This window comes from Flintibacter sp. SJQ-8 (assembly GCF_054108085.1).
The window spans coordinates 41307-57870 of the sequence record NZ_JBPJWR010000011.1 but is presented as its reverse complement, the minus strand read 5'-3'; the positions used below and the strand labels follow the sequence as shown (position 1 = coordinate 57870).

15 protein-coding genes are annotated in these 16564 nt (G+C 63.6%); 1 reads left to right on the top strand and 14 read right to left on the bottom strand.

What is annotated here, in order from left to right; translation table 11 throughout:
* Positions 1-30: 30 nt before the first annotated feature.
* Positions 31-918, bottom strand: a complete 888-nt coding sequence (locus tag ACSAMP_RS08425; RefSeq protein WP_457800142.1) for a DMT family transporter — start codon at positions 916-918, stop codon at positions 31-33.
* 90 nt (positions 919-1008) lie between these two features.
* Between ACSAMP_RS08425 and sfsA the strand changes: the two genes are divergently transcribed.
* A complete protein-coding gene (gene sfsA, locus ACSAMP_RS08420; protein ID WP_457800141.1) occupies positions 1009-1701 on the top strand; it encodes a DNA/RNA nuclease SfsA in 693 nt (230 codons plus the stop codon).
* A 94-nt stretch (positions 1702-1795) separates the two neighbouring features.
* Here sfsA and ACSAMP_RS08415 read toward each other — a convergent pair whose 3' ends face one another.
* From ACSAMP_RS08415 to ACSAMP_RS08355, 13 genes are all read right to left on the bottom strand, one after another.
* Complete coding sequence (locus tag ACSAMP_RS08415) at positions 1796-3013, bottom strand: LL-diaminopimelate aminotransferase (RefSeq protein WP_441796636.1); 1218 nt, start codon at positions 3011-3013, stop codon at positions 1796-1798.
* Between the two features lie 131 nt (positions 3014-3144).
* Complete coding sequence (locus tag ACSAMP_RS08410; protein ID WP_457800140.1) at positions 3145-5460, bottom strand: ATP-dependent Clp protease ATP-binding subunit; 2316 nt, start codon at positions 5458-5460, stop codon at positions 3145-3147.
* 176 nt (positions 5461-5636) lie between these two features.
* Positions 5637-6293 carry a CvpA family protein gene (locus tag ACSAMP_RS08405; RefSeq protein ID WP_457800139.1) on the bottom strand — a complete coding sequence of 219 codons (657 nt, stop codon included), beginning with the start codon at positions 6291-6293 and terminating at the stop codon, positions 5637-5639.
* A gap of 50 nt (positions 6294-6343) precedes the next feature.
* On the bottom strand, positions 6344-7498 hold the full coding sequence (locus ACSAMP_RS08400; RefSeq protein WP_457800138.1) for a DUF5711 family protein: 1155 nt from the start codon (positions 7496-7498) through the stop codon (positions 6344-6346).
* 18 nt (positions 7499-7516) lie between these two features.
* A complete protein-coding gene (gene truA, locus ACSAMP_RS08395) occupies positions 7517-8269 on the bottom strand; it encodes a tRNA pseudouridine(38-40) synthase TruA (protein ID WP_457800137.1) in 753 nt (250 codons plus the stop codon).
* A gap of 24 nt (positions 8270-8293) precedes the next feature.
* Positions 8294-9103, bottom strand: coding sequence for an energy-coupling factor transporter transmembrane component T family protein (locus ACSAMP_RS08390; RefSeq protein WP_457800136.1), 810 nt, complete (start codon positions 9101-9103; stop codon positions 8294-8296).
* On the bottom strand, positions 9104-9976 hold the full coding sequence (locus tag ACSAMP_RS08385; RefSeq protein ID WP_457800135.1) for an energy-coupling factor transporter ATPase: 873 nt from the start codon (positions 9974-9976) through the stop codon (positions 9104-9106).
* A 69-nt stretch (positions 9977-10045) separates the two neighbouring features.
* Positions 10046-10909: an energy-coupling factor transporter ATPase gene (locus ACSAMP_RS08380; RefSeq protein WP_441796485.1), complete on the bottom strand. Its 864-nt coding sequence runs from the start codon at positions 10907-10909 to the stop codon at positions 10046-10048.
* Between the two features lie 50 nt (positions 10910-10959).
* On the bottom strand, positions 10960-11823 hold the full coding sequence (locus ACSAMP_RS08375; RefSeq protein ID WP_457800134.1) for a class I SAM-dependent methyltransferase: 864 nt from the start codon (positions 11821-11823) through the stop codon (positions 10960-10962).
* 187 nt (positions 11824-12010) lie between these two features.
* Positions 12011-13015: an NAD(P)H-dependent glycerol-3-phosphate dehydrogenase gene (locus ACSAMP_RS08370; protein ID WP_457800133.1), complete on the bottom strand. Its 1005-nt coding sequence runs from the start codon at positions 13013-13015 to the stop codon at positions 12011-12013.
* A 16-nt stretch (positions 13016-13031) separates the two neighbouring features.
* Complete coding sequence (locus ACSAMP_RS08365) at positions 13032-13715, bottom strand: glycerol-3-phosphate acyltransferase (RefSeq protein WP_457800132.1); 684 nt, start codon at positions 13713-13715, stop codon at positions 13032-13034.
* A 3-nt stretch (positions 13716-13718) separates the two neighbouring features.
* On the bottom strand, positions 13719-15044 hold the full coding sequence (gene der, locus ACSAMP_RS08360; protein ID WP_441796489.1) for a ribosome biogenesis GTPase Der: 1326 nt from the start codon (positions 15042-15044) through the stop codon (positions 13719-13721).
* Positions 15045-15100: 56 nt separating this feature from the next.
* Entirely contained in the window at positions 15101-16480 is a 1380-nt protein-coding gene (locus tag ACSAMP_RS08355) for a DUF512 domain-containing protein (protein WP_457800407.1), read from the bottom strand.
* Positions 16481-16564: the final 84 nt, after the last annotated feature.

Here is a 16564-nt window from a genome sequence, read left to right as displayed (position 1 = left end):
TAGTATAGCCCACTTCCGGGCCGTTGTAAATCACCGCTTCCGGCCTCCTGCGTTCATCAACAGCACCGCCGCCAGAATGGCCGCGATGCCCGCCAGCTTATAGACGGTCACCGACTCGTGATAGACCAGCACCCCCAGCAGGGCGGCCACCATGGGCTCCGCCGTGGACAGGATGGCCGCCCGCCCCGTCTCCGTGTGGCGCAGGCCACGGTTATACAGCAGATTGGGGGCGATGCAGCAGAACACGCTGATGCCCACGGCCCCCACCAGCGCCTTGGGGTCGGCCAGCCGGTCCAGATGCTGCACCAGGCCGGAGAAGGGCAGGGCGGACAGGCCCATAAACAGGCAGGTATAAAAGGTCAGCGTGTTCACCCCATAGTCCCGCAGGGCCAGCTTATTGAAGATGGGATACAGGGCATAGGTGAACCCGGCGCACAATCCCCACAGGATCACCCCGGGGGCCACCGACTGCTGCCCCAGGGGGAACAGCCCCGTGACCAGGACGCAGCCCGCAAAGGTCACCACCAGCGCCCCCAGTTTTTGCAGGGTGATCTTCTCGTGGAAGCACAGGGCGGACAGCAGAATGACAAAGGCCGGAGAGGTATACAGCAGCACCGCCGCCACCGCCATGGAGCTGGCCTGGATGGTGTGAAAATAGCACATGCCGGACAGCATCAGGGAGCACACGCCGCTGCCGAAGAAATAGTACCAGTGCCGGGGATCGATCTTCAGGGCCTTCGGCTCTTTGATGGCCAGATAAAGCCCATACAGCAGGGCCGACAGGCAGCCCCGCAGGGCCACCCCCGCGTTAGAGGGCAGTCCCGCCCCGGTGAGCAGCCGCAAAAACACGCCCATGCAGCCCCAAAGGGCGGCGGCCATGACGATGCTGAAACAGGCGTTTCTCTCTTCCTTCTCCATGGGTCTTGTCTCTTCCCTTCTGTCGGTTTATACTGGGTCTTGCGGCCCCGCTACTTGGCCGTCTTGATCTGCGTTTGAAAGGTAATGCTTATGCGATACTCCAGTTGTATCCCCGGGACGTTTCTGTCCCGGCCCAACCGCTTTGTGGCCCAGGTGGAGCTAAATGGCCGCACCGAGACCTGCCACGTGAAGAACACGGGCCGCTGCCGGGAGCTGCTCCTCCCCGGCTGCCGGGTCTATCTCGTCCCGGGCAGCAATCCCGCCCGAAAGACGAAATATGACCTGGTCGCCGTGGAAAAGGCGACGGCCCACGGCCCCCTGCTGGTCAACATGGACGCCCAGGCCCCCAACCGGGTCTTTCTGGAGTGGGCCCAGTCGGGCCATTTCCGCCCGGGACTGACCCTGCTCAAACCGGAGACCACCTTCGGTACCTCCCGCTTCGACTTCTATTGGGAGACGGCGTCAGACCGGGGCTTTGTGGAGGTGAAGGGGGTCACTCTGGAGGAGGACGGCGTGGTCCGCTTCCCCGACGCCCCCACCCTGCGGGGGGTGAAGCACCTGGAGGAGCTGGCCGCCGCCCGTCAGGCGGGGTATCAGGCCGCCCTGTGCTTCATCGTCCAGCTTGCCGGGGCCAAATACGTCCAGCCCAACGACGTCACCCACCCCCAGTTCGGCCAGGCCCTCCGCCAGGCCGCTGCCGCCGGGGTAGAGGTGTTTGCCCTGGGCTGCTCCGTCACCCCGGACAGCCTGACGGCAGCGGACCCCGTGCCCGTGCGGCTGTGACCCGTTTTCTCTATATGCATATGCCAAAGCCCCCGGCTGCCGTACAGTAACCGCGCTGTACGCAGCCGGGGACGTTTTTATGGGGGCATTGGCCTTACAGGACGGACTTCACCCGCTCCACGGCTTCCTTGGTGGCCTCAGCGTCGCCGAAGGCGGTGAGCCGGGCAAAGCCCTCGCCGCTGGGGCCGAAGCCCGCGCCGGGGGTGGTGGCCACGTTGGCCTTGGCCAGCACCAAGTCGAAGAAGTCCCAGGAGGGCATCCCGTTGGGGGTCTTGATCCAGATATAGGGGGCGTTCACGCCGCCGAAGCACTCCAGACCCGCAGCGGTCAGCCCCTCGCGGATGACCTTGGCGTTGTTCTGGTAATAGGCGATGGACTCCATGATCTGGCGGCGGCCCTCGGGGGTATAAACGGCCTCGGCGCCCCGCTGGACGATGTAGGGCACGCCGTTGAACTTGGTGGTCTGGCGGCGGTTCCACATGGTGTTCAGCTTGGCCCCGTCCCGCTCCAGCTCCATGGGCACCACGGTATAGGCGCAGCGGGTGCCGGTGAAGCCGGCGGTCTTGGAGAAGGAACGGAACTCGATGGCGCAGGTGCGGGCCCCCTCGATCTCGAAGATGGTGTGGGGAATGTCGGGGTCAGAGATAAAGGCCTCATAGGCGGAGTCATACAGGATGATGGAGCCGTTCTTGTTGGCATAGTCCACCCACATCTTCAGCTGCTCCCGGGTGGCCATAGAGCCGGTGGGGTTGTTGGGGAAGCAGAGATAAATGATGTCCACCTTCTCCTTGGGGGGCTCGGGCATAAAGCCGTTGGACTCTACGCAGGGCATATACACCAGGCGGCTCCACCGGCCCAGCTCGGGTACAAAGTCCCCGGCCCGGCCCGCCATGGCGTTGGTGTCTACATACACAGGATAGACGGGGTCGCACACGGCCACCACATTGTCCACGTCGAAGATGTCCCCGATGTTGCCGCAGTCACTCTTAGCGCCGTCAGAGATGAAGATCTCCTGGGGCTGGATGTCCACGCCCCGCTTCTGATAGTCGAACTGGGCGATGGCCTCCCGCAGGAAGGGATAGCCCTGCTCGGGGCCATAGCCATGGAAGCCCTCATAGGTCCCCTGCTCGTCCACCGCCTTGTGCATGGCCTCCACCACGGCAGGGACCAGGGGGCGGGTCACGTCGCCGATGGACAGCTTGATGATCTTGGCCTCGGGATGGGCGGCGGAGTGGGCGGCGATGCGCCGGGCCACCTCGGAAAACAGATAGCTGCCGGGCAGCTTTAAATAGTTCTGGTTGACTTTTACCATGGCGAACAGCTCCTTCTTCTGGACGGGCGCGAAATGCGTCATATGTGAGTATTATCCTATATCGACTGTGGGTTGTCAAGAAAAACCGGGCGGACCGGCGGCCTGGAAAAGCCTTCGGTCCGCCCGGAGAGTTACATGGCGGTCAGCTGGATGCGGCCGTCCGCTGCGGTGGCCTGCATCTGGCTTACGGGGTGGGCATAGCCCTCGATGAGCCGGACGGCGATGGTATCCTCCAGCTCCTTCTGGATCAGGCGGCGCAGGTTCCGGGCGCCGTAAGTCGCGGAGTAGGACTTCTCCACCAGGTGCTCCAGCAGGGCGTTGTCCCAGGTGAAGGCGATCTGCTTCTCCTCCATGGCCCGGGCCAGCTCCCCCAGCATCAGGGCGGCGATGCCCTTAAAGTCCTCCCGGGTGAGCTGGTTGAAGTAGACGATCTCGTCCACCCGGTTGATGAACTCCGGCCGCAGGAAGTCCTGAAGGGCCTTCATGGCCCGGTCCTTCCCCTGCTCGTTGGCGGTGCGGCCAAAGCCCACGGAGCCAACTTTGGTGTTGCTGCCGGCGTTGGTGGTCATGACGATGACGGTGTTTTCAAAGTTCACCGTGCGGCCATGGGCGTCGGTCACCCGGCCATCGTCCAGTACTTGCAGCAGGATGTTCAGCACGTCGGGGTGGGCCTTTTCAATCTCGTCGAACAGCACCACGGAATAGGGCTTTCTGCGGATCTTCTCCGTCAGCTGCCCCGCCTCGTCATAGCCCACATAGCCCGGAGGGGAACCGATGATGCGGGACACGGCGTGCTTCTCCATAAACTCGGACATGTCCAGACGGATGAGGGCGTCAGGGCTGTCGAACAGGTCGGCGGCCAGCTGCTTCACCAGCTCCGTCTTGCCCACGCCGGTGGAGCCCACAAAGATGAAGGACACGGGCTTGTGCTTGGGGCTGATGCCCACCCGGCCCCGGCGGATGGCGGCGGACACTGCCTCCACGGCCTCGTTCTGGCCGATGACGTGGCTCTCCAGGCGCTGCTCCAGCTGGGCCAGGCGCTGATACTCTGTCTCCTGGATGCGGCTGGCGGGGATGTTGGTCCAAAGCTCGATGACGTTGGCCAGGTTCTCCTCGGTGAGTTCGGGCTGGGGCTGCTCCTCCAGACCCTGCCGCTCCCCCTCCAGCTTCAGCTGGGTGCTCTTGATCTCGGCCAGGCGGCGATAGGCGTCCTCCGTTCCGGCGGCGGACATGACCTCCTGCTCCTTGGCCAGGTCGGCCAGTTCCTTGTTGATGGCCGCCACCCGGGCCAGGGCCTGGTTGTGCAGGTTCACGTTGGAGCAGGCCTCGTCGATAAGGTCGATGGCCTTGTCGGGCAGATAGCGGTCGGTGATATACCGCTCGCTCATCACCACCGCCCGGCGGCACATCTCCGGGGAGACGGTCACCTGGTGATAGGCCTCGTAATAGGGGGCGATGCCCTCGATGATCTTCACGCTGTCCTCGATGGAGGGCTCCTCCACCATCACAGGCTGGAAGCGCCGCTCCAGGGCAGTGTCCTTTTCGATGTGCTTGCGGTATTCGTTCAGAGTAGTGGCACCGATGACCTGGATCTCCCCCCGGGACAGGGCGGGCTTTAGGATGTTGGCCGCGTTCATGGACCCCTCGGCGTCTCCGGCCCCCACGATGTTGTGGACCTCGTCAATGACCAGGATGATGTTGCCCAGCTTGCGGATCTCCTCGATCAGGCCCTTCATGCGGCTTTCGAACTGGCCCCGGAACTGGGTGCCCGCCACCAGGGCGGTCAGGTCCAGCAGATAGACCTCCTTGTCCAGCAGCTTATAGGGCACCTCCCCCTGGGCGATCTTCTGGGCCAGGCCCTCGGCGATGGCCGTTTTGCCCACGCCGGGCTCGCCGATGAGACAGGGGTTGTTCTTCTGGCGGCGGTTCAAAATCTGAATGACCCGGTCCAGCTCCCGGTCCCGGCCAATGAGCCGGTCCAGCTTGCCCTCCTTGGCCCTGCGGGACAGGGAGATGCAGTAGCTGTCCAAAAACTTCCGCTTGGGGTGCTTGGGGCCGGACTTCTTTCCGTCCTCCCCCTCCTTCTTCTGGCCGGACTCTCCCCCGGCGGGCTGCTGAGGGGCAACTCCGCCGCCGAAGAGCTGGTTTAAGAAGGGGAAGGTGGCGGTGCGCCCGTCGTCCTCCTCCCCGTCCTCGCCCTGGGGCTGGTTCATCAGGCCCTCCAGGCCCTCGGCCCCGCCAAAGGCGGACATCATCTCGGTGGTCAGGTTGTCCAGGTCCTCGTCGTTGATGCCCATCTTCTTCATCATATCGTCAATGGGCTTGATGCCCATCTCTCTGGCGCATTTCAGGCACAGACCCTCGTTTTTGGTGGTGCCGTTTTCCATTTTGGTGATAAAGATCACTGCGACGTTTTTGCCGCAGCGGCTGCACATAGTCGGCTGCATAACACAACATTCCTTTCGGGAAAAGGGTTTCTTAGATGATACTATAACGCACAATTATGAACTTGTCGTGAATTGGGGCCGGAAAAGGTCCCCCTCCGGCTTCCACTTTATGCGTCGGGCGGCAATTTTTGATAAGCCGCCCCCTGTTCCCAGGGCGCGGCTTGCATTTTGGGCCATTACAGCAGCTTCAGCAGGTGGGAGTTCTCCACGACCTCCTCTGGCAGTACGCCGCCCTTCAGCAGGGTACACACCACAAACACCAGCAGCACGCCCTCGCACAGGCCCACCGCCCCGCCGCTCCAGCGGTTCAGGGTGGACAGCACCGGCAGCTTGAAGGCCAGGTCCAGCACCCGGCTGAGGATGGTCCACAGCACTAAGATCAGCACAAAGGCCACGGCATACAGCACCGTCTTGGCGATCTGCCGGGCCACATAGTCCGAGATGGCCCGGGCGGCGTTGGTGGTGGCGGCCACGATGCCGTCGTTCAGGGCCTTTTGAAAGCCCTCCACAAAGCCCTGATAGACCTTAGAGTCCTTCAGGATGGTCACCGCCTCCTCCATGGTGGGGTCTGCGGCACTCTGGCTGTTGTCGATGGCGGACTGGGCCGTCTCGTCCGCCTTGTGCTGAAAGGCGGTCTGGATCTGGTGCTCCACCGCCGGGCGGATGGCCTGGCTCACCGGTCCGGCCAGGGCGTTGGAGACCACAGTGGCCCCGGCCAGGGCCACAAACACGGCCAAAAATCCGCACAGGGTCATGACCAGGCCCTTGCGATAGCCACGCCAGGCCGCCACGGCCACCACGGCGATGATGATGATATCTAACACATTGCTCATAAAGAATGCTTGCCTCCATTCAAAACTGCGGCGCTGGGCTTAAGGGCAGATCAGCCCGGGATATACAGCCAGGCCCGCTGGCTGTCGGCCAGGACGGCGGTGCCGTCGGCCCCCATGTCCACCCTTCTGGCCCCCATGGTGGACTGCATGGACGACGCCTGCTCCATGTCCGGGTCATACACGGTAAGGCCCGTGCCGGTGAGCACGGCGCAATAGCTGCCCCCGGCGGAGAAGTCCAGCACCTGGCCGCCCAAGCTCAGCACGGCCTGCTGCTCCCCCTGGGCGTTCACGGTAATTGCCTGGTCGGCGGAACCCGCCCGATAGCGGCCCAGCAGCACCAGGGCAAAGCCGTCGCCGCTTAAATCGCAGCCCTTTAAGTAGGAGCGCCCGAAGGAATAGGTCTGCACGCTGCCGTCTTTCGGGGAGACGATCATCAGACTGCTCTCCCCCAGCACCCACAGGCCGCTGTCGGTATAGCGCATGTCCAGCACCGACGAGCCGCCCAGGGAGACCTCCAGACTGGGCTCCTTCTGGTTCACCTGATAGAACAGCACCCGGCTGCGGAAGCTGCCCCCGTCAGAATCGATAGCCACAGCGGCCACTGTCCGCCCATCGGGGGATGGGGCCGCATCCACCAGAAAGGTGGAGGACAGGTTGATCTGGATGACCTTCTCTCCCCCGGCATTATACAGGGTCACCGCGCCCTTATAGCCGCTCTGCTGGGCGGTGACGGCCAGATAGCCGCTGTCGTTCACCCGGGCGGACAGCAGCTCGCCGCTGTCCAGAGACAGGTCCATGGTCTCGCTCTTCCCCCGCAGCACGAACAGGGACTGGCCCCCCACGTCATAGGCCACGGCGGCCCGGCTCCCGGCGCACAGCACCGGGTTCTCCATGGTGACCACCTCCTCGGCATAGGGTTCGCCGGAGAAGGAGTAGTAGTGGACGCCGGAGGCGGAGGTCATCACCACCCCGTCCTCCAGATACTCCACAGACAGCTTGTCGCCCCCGGCGTGGGTGAAGGGGGCGGCCTCGCCGGTGTCCCCGGTCTCTACCTTGCGGAAGGACAGCCAGCGCTTCACCGCGTCCAAGTTCAGCCGGTCCCGGTATACCACCAGGGCCAGCGCCCCTAAAACCAGGGCCAGCGTGACCAGAAAGGCCAGCAGGCGCAGAAAAATATTCGGTTTTTTCTCCTGCTGTTCGCTCATGTCTCTCGCTCCCGTTCGTTACAGCACGTCCTCGTCATACCACAGCTGGGTCATGTAAAGCCCCCCGGGGGGCACAGTGGGCCCGGCCAGGGTGCGATTGCCCGAGTCCAGGATGGCGGGGATGTCCGCCGGGGCCAGCTTGCCCTCGGCGGCATAGACGATGGTGCCCACCATGGCCCGGACCATATTATACAAAAATCCGTTGGCGCATACCCGGCTCTCGATCAGGTCGCCCCGGCGCTCCACGTTGAAATAGTACACCGTGCGCACGGTGGTCCGGGTCTCGGTGCCCACGGAGCGGACGGCCCGAAAATCGTGGGTGCCCACAAACTGGTCCGCCGCCCGCTGCATGATCTTCTCGTCCAGGCGCTTGGGATAGAACCAGGCCCGGTCCACATAGAAGGGGTTGCCCAGGCGGGAGTTATAGATGCGATAGGTATACTCCTTCTTGTGGCAGGAGCCGATGGCGTTGAACTCCGGGGGGACCTCTGTGGCCCGCACCACCACAATGTCCTTGGGCAGGCGGGTGTTCACCGCCAGGGGGATGCGGTCACAGGGGATGGTGGAGGTGGTGCGGAAGTTGGCCACATAGGTCTCCGCGTGGACATGGGCGTCGGTGCGCCCCGCCCCGGTACACTTCACCGGGTGGCACACCACCGTGGCCAGGGCCTTTTCCAAAGTCTCCGCCACGGAGACCGCGTTCTTCTGCACCTGCCAGCCGTGATAGGCCGTGCCGTTATACATCAGTTTCAGGGCGATATTCCGTTCCATAGTCCCCTCCTAAAATGGGTGAAGTTACAGGCCGAACCGGCCCAGCACGCCCACCGCCACGGTGATGACCAAAAACAGGATCAGGGCGGTCCAGTCGTTCCCGCCGTATTTCAGCTGGCGCAGACGGGTCCGGCCCTCTCCCCCGTGATAGCAGCGGCACTCCATGGCCACCGCCAGCTCGTCGGCCCGGCGGAAGGCGGAGATGAACAGGGGCACCAGCAGGGGGATCATGGCCTTGGCCCGCTGCATCAGGTTGCCGCTTTCAAAGTCGGCCCCCCTGGCCCGCTGGGCGGACATGATCTTGTCCGTCTCCTCGATGAGGGTGGGGATAAAGCGCAGGGCGATGGACATCATCATGGCCAGCTCGTGCACGGGCACCTTGATCTTCTTCAGCGGCCCCAGCAGGGACTCCAGCCCATCGGTGAGCAGGATGGGCGAGGTGGTATAGGTCAGCAAAAAGGTCCCCGCGATCAGCATCATAATGCGGATGACCATAAAGAAGGCGGTGAACACGCCCTCCAGGGTGATGGTAAAGATCCACAGCTTGGCCAGCACGTGCTCGCCGGGGGTGTACAGCAGGTTCAGCACCGCCGTGAATACCGCGATGAACAGCACGGGCTTTAAGCCCCGGAGGATGGACTTCACCGGCACCTTGGACAGGGCGATGGAGGCGCACAGCACCAGGAACATGATGCCATAGGTCACAAAGGACTTGGCCAGGAACAGGGCGGTGATATACAGCACCACCGCCAGGATCTTCGTCCGGGGGTCCAGGCGGTGTACGGGGGAGCTGCCGGGGAAATACTGCCCCAGGGTGATATCCTTCAGCGCCATTTACACCGCCCCCTTTCCAGCGTGGCCCAGTCTTTCCAGCAGGGCGGTCTTGGCCTGCTCCAGGGTATACACCGAGGGGTCCACGTCGGCCCCCATGGCCCGCAGCCGGTGGAACACCCTCGTCAGCTGGGGGACACCCAGGCCCATGCGCTCCAGCTCGTCCCCGTGCTGGAACACCTGTCGCGGCGTGCCCTGGAAGGGGATCTTCCCGTCGTTCACCACCACCAGGCGGTCCACCGTCCGGGCCACCTCCTCCATGGAGTGGGACACCAGGATCACGGTGGCGTTGTGGGCCTGGTGATAGTCCCGGATGTTGCCCAGGATGGACTCCACGCCCACCGGGTCCAGCCCGGCGGTGGGTTCATCCAGAATGAGCACCTTCGGCTCCATGGCAATGACCCCCGCGATGGCCACCCGGCGCTTCTGGCCGCCGGACAGCTCGAAGGGGGACTTCTCCAGCTGGTCGTCCCGCAGGCCCACAAAGGCCGCGGCCTCCCGCACCCGGCGGTCCACCTCCTTCTCGTCCAGGCCCATGTTCTTGGGGCCGAAGGAGATGTCTTTATACACGGTCTCTTCAAACAGCTGGTATTCGGGATACTGGAACACCAGCCCCACCTGAAAACGGGTCTGACGGGTGCGGGCGGGGTCGGCCCACACGTCCTGGCCCTGGAAGAGCACCTGGCCGGAGGTGGGCTTCAGCAATGCGTTCAGATGCTGGATCAGGGTGGACTTGCCCGAGCCGGTGTGGCCGATGATGCCCAGGTACTCCCCCTCCATGGCGGAGAAGTCCACCTCCAGCAGGGCGCCCCGCTCGAAGGGGGTGCCGGCGGAATAGATATGGGTCAGCTGCTTTGTCTCTATAATGGCGTTCAAAATAGCGTCAGTCCTTTTATCTCTCGTGGTGCATGTCTCTTGCAAGATCACGCCCAGGTCCCAGCGGGCTCAGCCCGCCTGTTGATGGTTCTGGAGCAGGTCGAACAGCGCCGCGGCGCACTCCTCATCGCTGAGGGCGTCCAGGGGCACGTCATAGCCCGCCTGGCGCAGCTCCCACATCAGCTGGGTGGTATAGGGCACGGTAAGGCCCACTTTCCGCAGGCCCTCCACGTCGGAGAAGACCTCCTTGGGGCTGCCGTCGGCCACCACCTTTCCCTTGGCCATGACCACCAGGCGGTCTGCCTGGGCGGCCTCGTCCATGTGGTGGGTGATGAGCACCACCGTCACCCCCCGCTCCCGGTTGAGCTGCTTGATGGTGCGGATCACGTCCGCCCGGCCGATGGGGTCCAGCATGGCCGTCGGCTCGTCCAGGACGATGCACCGGGGCTGCATGGCGATGACCCCGGCGATGGCGATGCGCTGCTTCTGGCCGCCGGAGAGGAGATGGGGGGCGTGCTCCCGGAACTCATACATCCCCACGGCCTTCAGGGCGTCGTCCACCCGGCGGCGGATCTCCTCCGGGGGGACGCCCAGATTCTCCGGGGCGAAGGCCACATCCTCCTCCACCACGTTGGCCACGATCTGGTTGTCCGGGTTCTGGAACACCATGCCCACCGTGCGGCGCACGTCCAGCAGCCGGGTCTCGTCAGCGGTGTCCATGCCATCCACGTACACTTTTCCGCCGGAGGGCAGCAGGATGGCGTTCATGTGCTTGGCCAGGGTGGACTTTCCGCTGCCGTTGTGACCCAGCACGGCCACAAAGGTCCCCTCCTGGATGTCCAGGTCCACGCCGTCCAGCACCACCGGGGACACGCCCTCCGCCGTGGTGTAGGAAAAGCGCAGGCCCTCTGTTTTGATGATCGGCTTATCCATATCTATCTTTCCTTTTTATGGGCGCGTCGCGCCAGGTTATACCTCTTCGGTCAGCCCCGGGTCCAGCGCCCGGTGGCCCCGCAGGGCAGGAACAGTCCGCTCTCGGTGACGGGCAGACCCAGCTCGTCCGCCTGGGTGTGTCCGCCGAAGCGCTTGGAGACGATGGTCTCCAGAATATAGGTGGCCACGCTGGGGGCCAGGCCGGTGGTATAGGAGTTGAGAATGACGAACAGCGGGTCGTCAGACAGCACCCCAGCTACCAGCTCCACAAAAGGATACAGGTTGTCCTCCAGCTTCCACACCTCGCCGGTGGGGCCCCGGCCATAGGAGGGCGGGTCCATGATGATGGCGTCGTATCTTCTGCCCCGGCGGATCTCCCGCTCCACGAATTTGGCGCAGTCGTCCACGATCCAGCGGATGGGGGCCTGCTCCAGGCCGGAGCTTTTGGCGTTCTCCCGGGCCCACTGGACCATGCCCTTGGCCGCGTCCACGTGGCACACGCTGGCCCCCGCGGCGGCGCAGGCCACGGTGGCCCCGCCGGTGTAGGCGAACAGGTTCAGCACGCTGATGGGCCGCCCGGCCTTTTCGATCTGCTCCCGGGCAAAGTCCCAGTTGGCCGCCTGCTCGGGGAACAGGCCGGTGTGTTTAAAGTTCATGGGCTTTACATTAAAGGTAAGGTCCCGATAGGACACAGTCCACCGGTCCGGCATGGACTTGTTCTGCCACTGGCCGCCCCCGGTGGAGGAACGGGCATAGCGCCCGGAGTTGTGCTTCCACCCCCGGTTGGTCCTGGGGGTGTTCCAGATGGCCTGGGGGTCGGGCCGGACCAGCAGCTGGTCGCCCCAGCGCTCCAGCTTCTCCCCCCGGCCGCAGTCGATGAGTTCATAGTCCTTCCAGTCTTTGGAATACCACATACGCGCACCTCGCCGTTACAAACAATTTCAAACTAAGTTAGTATATCATCCCCGCCGTTGTCCCGTCAATCCGTTGGAGGAGAAGTTCACAAATTTGTGATTTCGCTGTTTTTGTCTCTTCCGGCAGAAAGGGGCCGCCGCACAAGCAAAACGCTCATGCGGCAGCCCCTGATTGGCTGATTTGAACTTATCTCTCCCAGCTCTCGTCGTGCTCGGAGCGCTTGGAGCGGGTCATCAGGTCGGTGACCACGCCGTGGACGTCGCGGCCCTCGTACAGGACCTCATAGGCCGCCTGGGCGATGGGCATCTCCACCCCGGTCTTCTGGGCCAGGGTGCGAGCGTTGGCGGCGGCGTAATAGCCCTCCACCACCGCGCCGATCTCCTTCACGGCCTCTTGCACCGGCTTGCCCTGGCCGATGAGGATGCCGCACCGGCGGTTGCGGGAGTGCATGGAGCAGCAGGTGACGATCAGATCGCCCACGCCCGCAAGGCCTGTAAAGGTCTCCTTCTTGCCGCCCAGGGCCACGCCCAGCCGGGCCATCTCCGCCAGGCCACGGGTCATCAGCAGGGCCTTGGTGTTGTCCCCGCAGCCCATGCCGTCGCAGCAGCCGGCACACAGGGCGATGATGTTCTTCAGGGCGGCGCAGATCTCCGTGCCGATCTTGTCATCGCTGGTGTACACCCGGAAGCGCTGGTTCATGAACAGATCCTGGACCTGCGCGGCGATCTTGGGGTCGTCGGCGGCGGCCACCACGCCGGTGGGAATGTGGCGGCCCACCTCCTCGGCGTGGGAGGGGCCGGACAGCACCACCACAGGGCACTTGTCCCCGATCTCCGCCTCGATGACCTGGCTTAAGCGCAGGGAGGAGTCCTTCTCAATGCCCTTGGACACGGAGACAACGATGGTACCCGGGTCCAGCAGGTCCTTCACCTGGGCGGCGGTGGACCGCACGGCAAAGGAGGGGGTGGCCATGACCACCAGGCCGCAGCCCTTCACGGCGGACAGGTCGCAGGTGAACTTCATCTCCTCCGGGATGACGACCCCCTTCAGCAGGGGGTTCTCATGGGTGGTGCGCAGGGTGTCAGACTCCGCCTGGTGATAGGACCAGAGGGTCACGTCGTTTCCGTTTTCCAGCAGCAGCAGCGCCAGGGCCGTGCCCCAGCCGCCGCTTCCCAATACTGTGATCTTCATAGCTGCGTCCTCCTTGTCAGGATTTTTTGTGCAGAGTGAATTTATTTTCCGTACCGGTGAGCAGACGGTGGATGTTGCCCCGGTGCATGTACAGGATCAGCCCGCCGATGATGACGGCCAACACCGTCACGGGCACGCTGCGATAGACAAACCAGGTGATGAAGGGGAAGCTGGCCCCCGCCCAGCAGGAACCCAGGGACACATATCGGGTAAGCACGGCCAAAATAAGGAAGCCGCCCCACACCACCAGGGCAACGCGCCAGTCGATCATAATGGCGATGGTGCCGCCGGATAAAATGCCCTTGCCCCCCTTGAAGTGGAACATACAGGGGAACATGTGCCCCAGCAGGCAGAACAGGCCGCCCCAATACTTGAAGAACACCAGGATCATGGCCTGGTTCTCCAGGGGCGTGGTGGGCAGGATACGGGGGTCGAACAGCCCGCCCAGCCACACGGAGACGAGAATGGCGACGATGGCCTTCAGCACATCGGTGAGGATGACCACAACGGTCAGCGGCCCGCCGAAGGTGCGGAAGAAGTTGGTCAGCCCCGCGTTGCCGCTGCCGTGGTTTCTCACATCGTCCCGCAGGATATATTTGGAGACGATCACCGCCCCGTTGAAGCAGCCGCAGAAATAGGCGACGAGGGCGGCCAGCCACAGCTGACTGTAGCCCACAAGGAAATAAACCAGCGCACCCACGCCTTACCCCTCCTTGTCGCCCTTCTGCCGGATGGTCATGCGCACGGGGGTGCCCTCCAGGCCGAAGGTGCTGCGGATCTGGTTTTCCAGATAGCGCTGATAGGAGAAGTGGAACAGCCGGGCGTCGTTGCAGAAGCAGACGAAGTGGGGGGGACGGATGCCCGTCTGGGTGATATAGTAGATCTTCAGGCGGCGGCCCTTGTCCGTGGGGGGCTGCACCCGGGCGGTGGCGTCGGCCAGAACGGTGTTCAGCATACCGGTGGAGATACGGGTGGCGGCCTGGTTGTTCACGTAGTTGATGAGGTCGAACAGCCGGTCCACCCGCTGGCCCGTCAGGGCGGAGATGAACAGGACGGGGGCATAGGTCATATAGCTCAAATCCCGCATCACGTCCTGGCGCATTTTGTCCATGGTCTTGCCGTCTTTTTCGATGGCGTCCCACTTGTTCACCACGATGATGCAGGCCTTGCCCGCCTCGTGGGCCAGACCGGCCACCTTGGTGTCCTGCTCGGTGACGCCCTCCTGGGCGTTGATCATGATGAGACACACGTCGCTGCGCTCGATGGCCATGGTGGCCCGCAGGACGGAGAACTTCTCGATGCGGTCGTCCACCTTAGACTTCTTCCGCATTCCGGCGGTGTCAATAAAGCGGTATTTGCCCTTGGCGTTTTCAAAGTAGCTGTCCACCGCGTCCCGGGTAGTGCCCGCCACGTTGGAGACGATGACCCGCTCCTCCCCCAGAATGCGGTTGATGAGGGAGGACTTGCCCACGTTGGGCTTGCCGATGACGGCCACCTTAATGACGTCATCCTCCTCTTCCTCCTCCTCGTCCGGGGGGAAGAACTGGAAGCAGGCGTCCAGCAGGTCGCCGGTGCCGTGGCCGTGGAGGGCGGAGACGGAGATGGGGTCGCCCAGGCCCAGGTTATAGAACTCATACACGTCCGGGTTCTCCCGCCCGGTCTGGTCGGCCTTGTTCACCGCCAGCACCACCGGCTTGCGGGAGCGCAGGAGCATGTTGGCCACCTCCTGGTCGGCGGCGGTCATGCCCGTTTTGATGTCGCACACAAAGACGATGACGGTGGCCGCCTGGATGGCGATCTCCGCCTGCTCCCGCATAAAGGACAGGATCTGGTCGTCGGTGCCCGGCTCGATGCCGCCGGTGTCCACAATGTCGAACACCCGGTTGCGCCACTCGCACTGGGCATACAGCCGGTCCCGGGTGACGCCGGGGGTGTCCTCCACAATGGACAGCCGCTGGCCGCACAGCTTGTTGAACAGCATGGACTTGCCCACGTTGGGCCGTCCCACAATGGCTACTAAAGGTTTCACGCGATCACTCACTCCTATTTTCTCCCGGGCGAAAGCCGCCCGCTGTTGGTCTCTCTTTATCGTGTCCCCGGGTTATAGCGGTAATACTCGTCCTCGGGCAGGTTGGGCTTAAAGTCCGGCGGGGCGGTGGCCAGACCGCACATGGCGTCCAGCAGCTCATAGCCGTCCTGGGCCACCGGGATCACCGGCACGCCCAGCTCCCGCTCCACGTCGTCCAGGCTCACGTCGTCCAGGAACACCCGCTCCCCCGCCCGGAGCATATTGGTGGGGATCAGCAGCCGCTCCCCCAGGTCCCTGCCCCGCAGCTGGTCGATGAGGTCGCCCCCCGTGACCAGGCCGGACACGGTGATGGTCTCCCCGAAGAACCGGTTGGCGATGGGGTATACGGTCCCCTTTATTGTATCACACTTCTCCCGGGCCAGGTCAACCAGTTGGGCCAAAAAAGGTCCGGCGGACACGCCGGTGGCGATGGCAAAGGGCCGGGCCTGGGCCAGTTCCTCCGGCTCCATCAGCTTCAGCCCCCGGTGGAACTCCTCCATCAGCATCCGCAGCATCCCCACGCCGTTGTCCAGCTGGGTGAACTCCTCGAAGAACTCCTCCTCGGGCAGAGGACGGCGGGCGATGAGATAGAACTCGTCCGAGCACCACACCAGCCTGGTCCCCTGCTTTTCCAGGTGCCTGGCCGCAAAAGCCTCCACCTGGTCGATGACCGCCCCGGCCTGCTCCTGGGTATAGGGCTTTAGGGGGTACAGCCCCTCCCGGAACTTGGTCACCCCCACGGGCACCACCGACACGCTGTTCACCGAGGGGAACATCTCCGCCAGGTCATTGAGCGTCTTGTCCAGAGCAGGCCCATCGTTGATGCCGGGGCAGGAGACGATCTGGCAGTTCATGATGATGTGATGCTCGGCAAAGCGGCGCATAATGTCGATGGTCCGGCCCGCCCGCTTGTTTTTCAGCATCATGGCCCGCAGCTCCGGGTCGGTGGTGTGGACAGAGATGTTGATGGGCGAGATGCGCAGGTCGATGATCCGCTGCACCTCCCGGTCCGACATATTGGTCAGGGTCAGATAGTTGCCCAGCAAAAAGGACAGCCGGGCGTCGTCGTCCTTAAAATACAGGCTGGGCCGCATCCCCGGGGGCATCTGGTCCACAAAGCAGAAGATGCAGTTGTTGGCGCAGGAGCGGGCCCGGTCCATCAAATAGGTCTGGAACTCCAGCCCCAGGTCCTCCCCCTCCCGCTTGCGCAGGCGGACGGTGCGGGTGGAGCCGTCCTCCTCCCGCAGCACCAGCTCCAGCCGGGTGTCATAGCTGAAGAACTTATAGTCCAGCACGTCCACGATCTGGTGGCCGTTGATGTGGGTCAGGGTCTCCCCCACCCGCAGCCCCGCCCGGTGGGCCGGACTTCTGGGGTCCACCGACTGGATGACCGTCATGCTCACGATGCTTCACCGCCTCTCCGCTCTCGTCTCTCATTTCTAAAATGGGCACTTCTGTTTATTTTACAATAGGATGGACCA

Bases quoted from the DNA above. Each gene is read 5' to 3' on its own strand.
- ACSAMP_RS08410 (WP_457800140.1), bottom strand. From the start codon at position 5,460: ATGCAGCCGACTATGTGCAGCCGCTGCGGCAAAAACGTCGCAGTGATC.
- truA (WP_457800137.1), bottom strand. From the start codon at position 8,269: ATGGAACGGAATATCGCCCTGAAACTGATGTATAACGGCACGGCCTAT.
- ACSAMP_RS08380 (WP_441796485.1), bottom strand. From the start codon at position 10,909: ATGGATAAGCCGATCATCAAAACAGAGGGCCTGCGCTTTTCCTACACC.
- ACSAMP_RS08370 (WP_457800133.1), bottom strand. From the start codon at position 13,015: ATGAAGATCACAGTATTGGGAAGCGGCGGCTGGGGCACGGCCCTGGCG.
- ACSAMP_RS08355 (WP_457800407.1), bottom strand. From the start codon at position 16,480: ATGACGGTCATCCAGTCGGTGGACCCCAGAAGTCCGGCCCACCGGGCG.
- ACSAMP_RS08390 (WP_457800136.1), bottom strand. From the start codon at position 9,103: ATGGCGCTGAAGGATATCACCCTGGGGCAGTATTTCCCCGGCAGCTCC.
- ACSAMP_RS08400 (WP_457800138.1), bottom strand. From the start codon at position 7,498: ATGAGCGAACAGCAGGAGAAAAAACCGAATATTTTTCTGCGCCTGCTG.
- ACSAMP_RS08375 (WP_457800134.1), bottom strand. From the start codon at position 11,823: ATGTGGTATTCCAAAGACTGGAAGGACTATGAACTCATCGACTGCGGC.
- ACSAMP_RS08405 (WP_457800139.1), bottom strand. From the start codon at position 6,293: ATGAGCAATGTGTTAGATATCATCATCATCGCCGTGGTGGCCGTGGCG.
- sfsA (WP_457800141.1), top strand. From the start codon at position 1,009: ATGCGATACTCCAGTTGTATCCCCGGGACGTTTCTGTCCCGGCCCAAC.
- ACSAMP_RS08425 (WP_457800142.1), bottom strand. From the start codon at position 918: ATGGAGAAGGAAGAGAGAAACGCCTGTTTCAGCATCGTCATGGCCGCC.
- ACSAMP_RS08415 (WP_441796636.1), bottom strand. From the start codon at position 3,013: ATGGTAAAAGTCAACCAGAACTATTTAAAGCTGCCCGGCAGCTATCTG.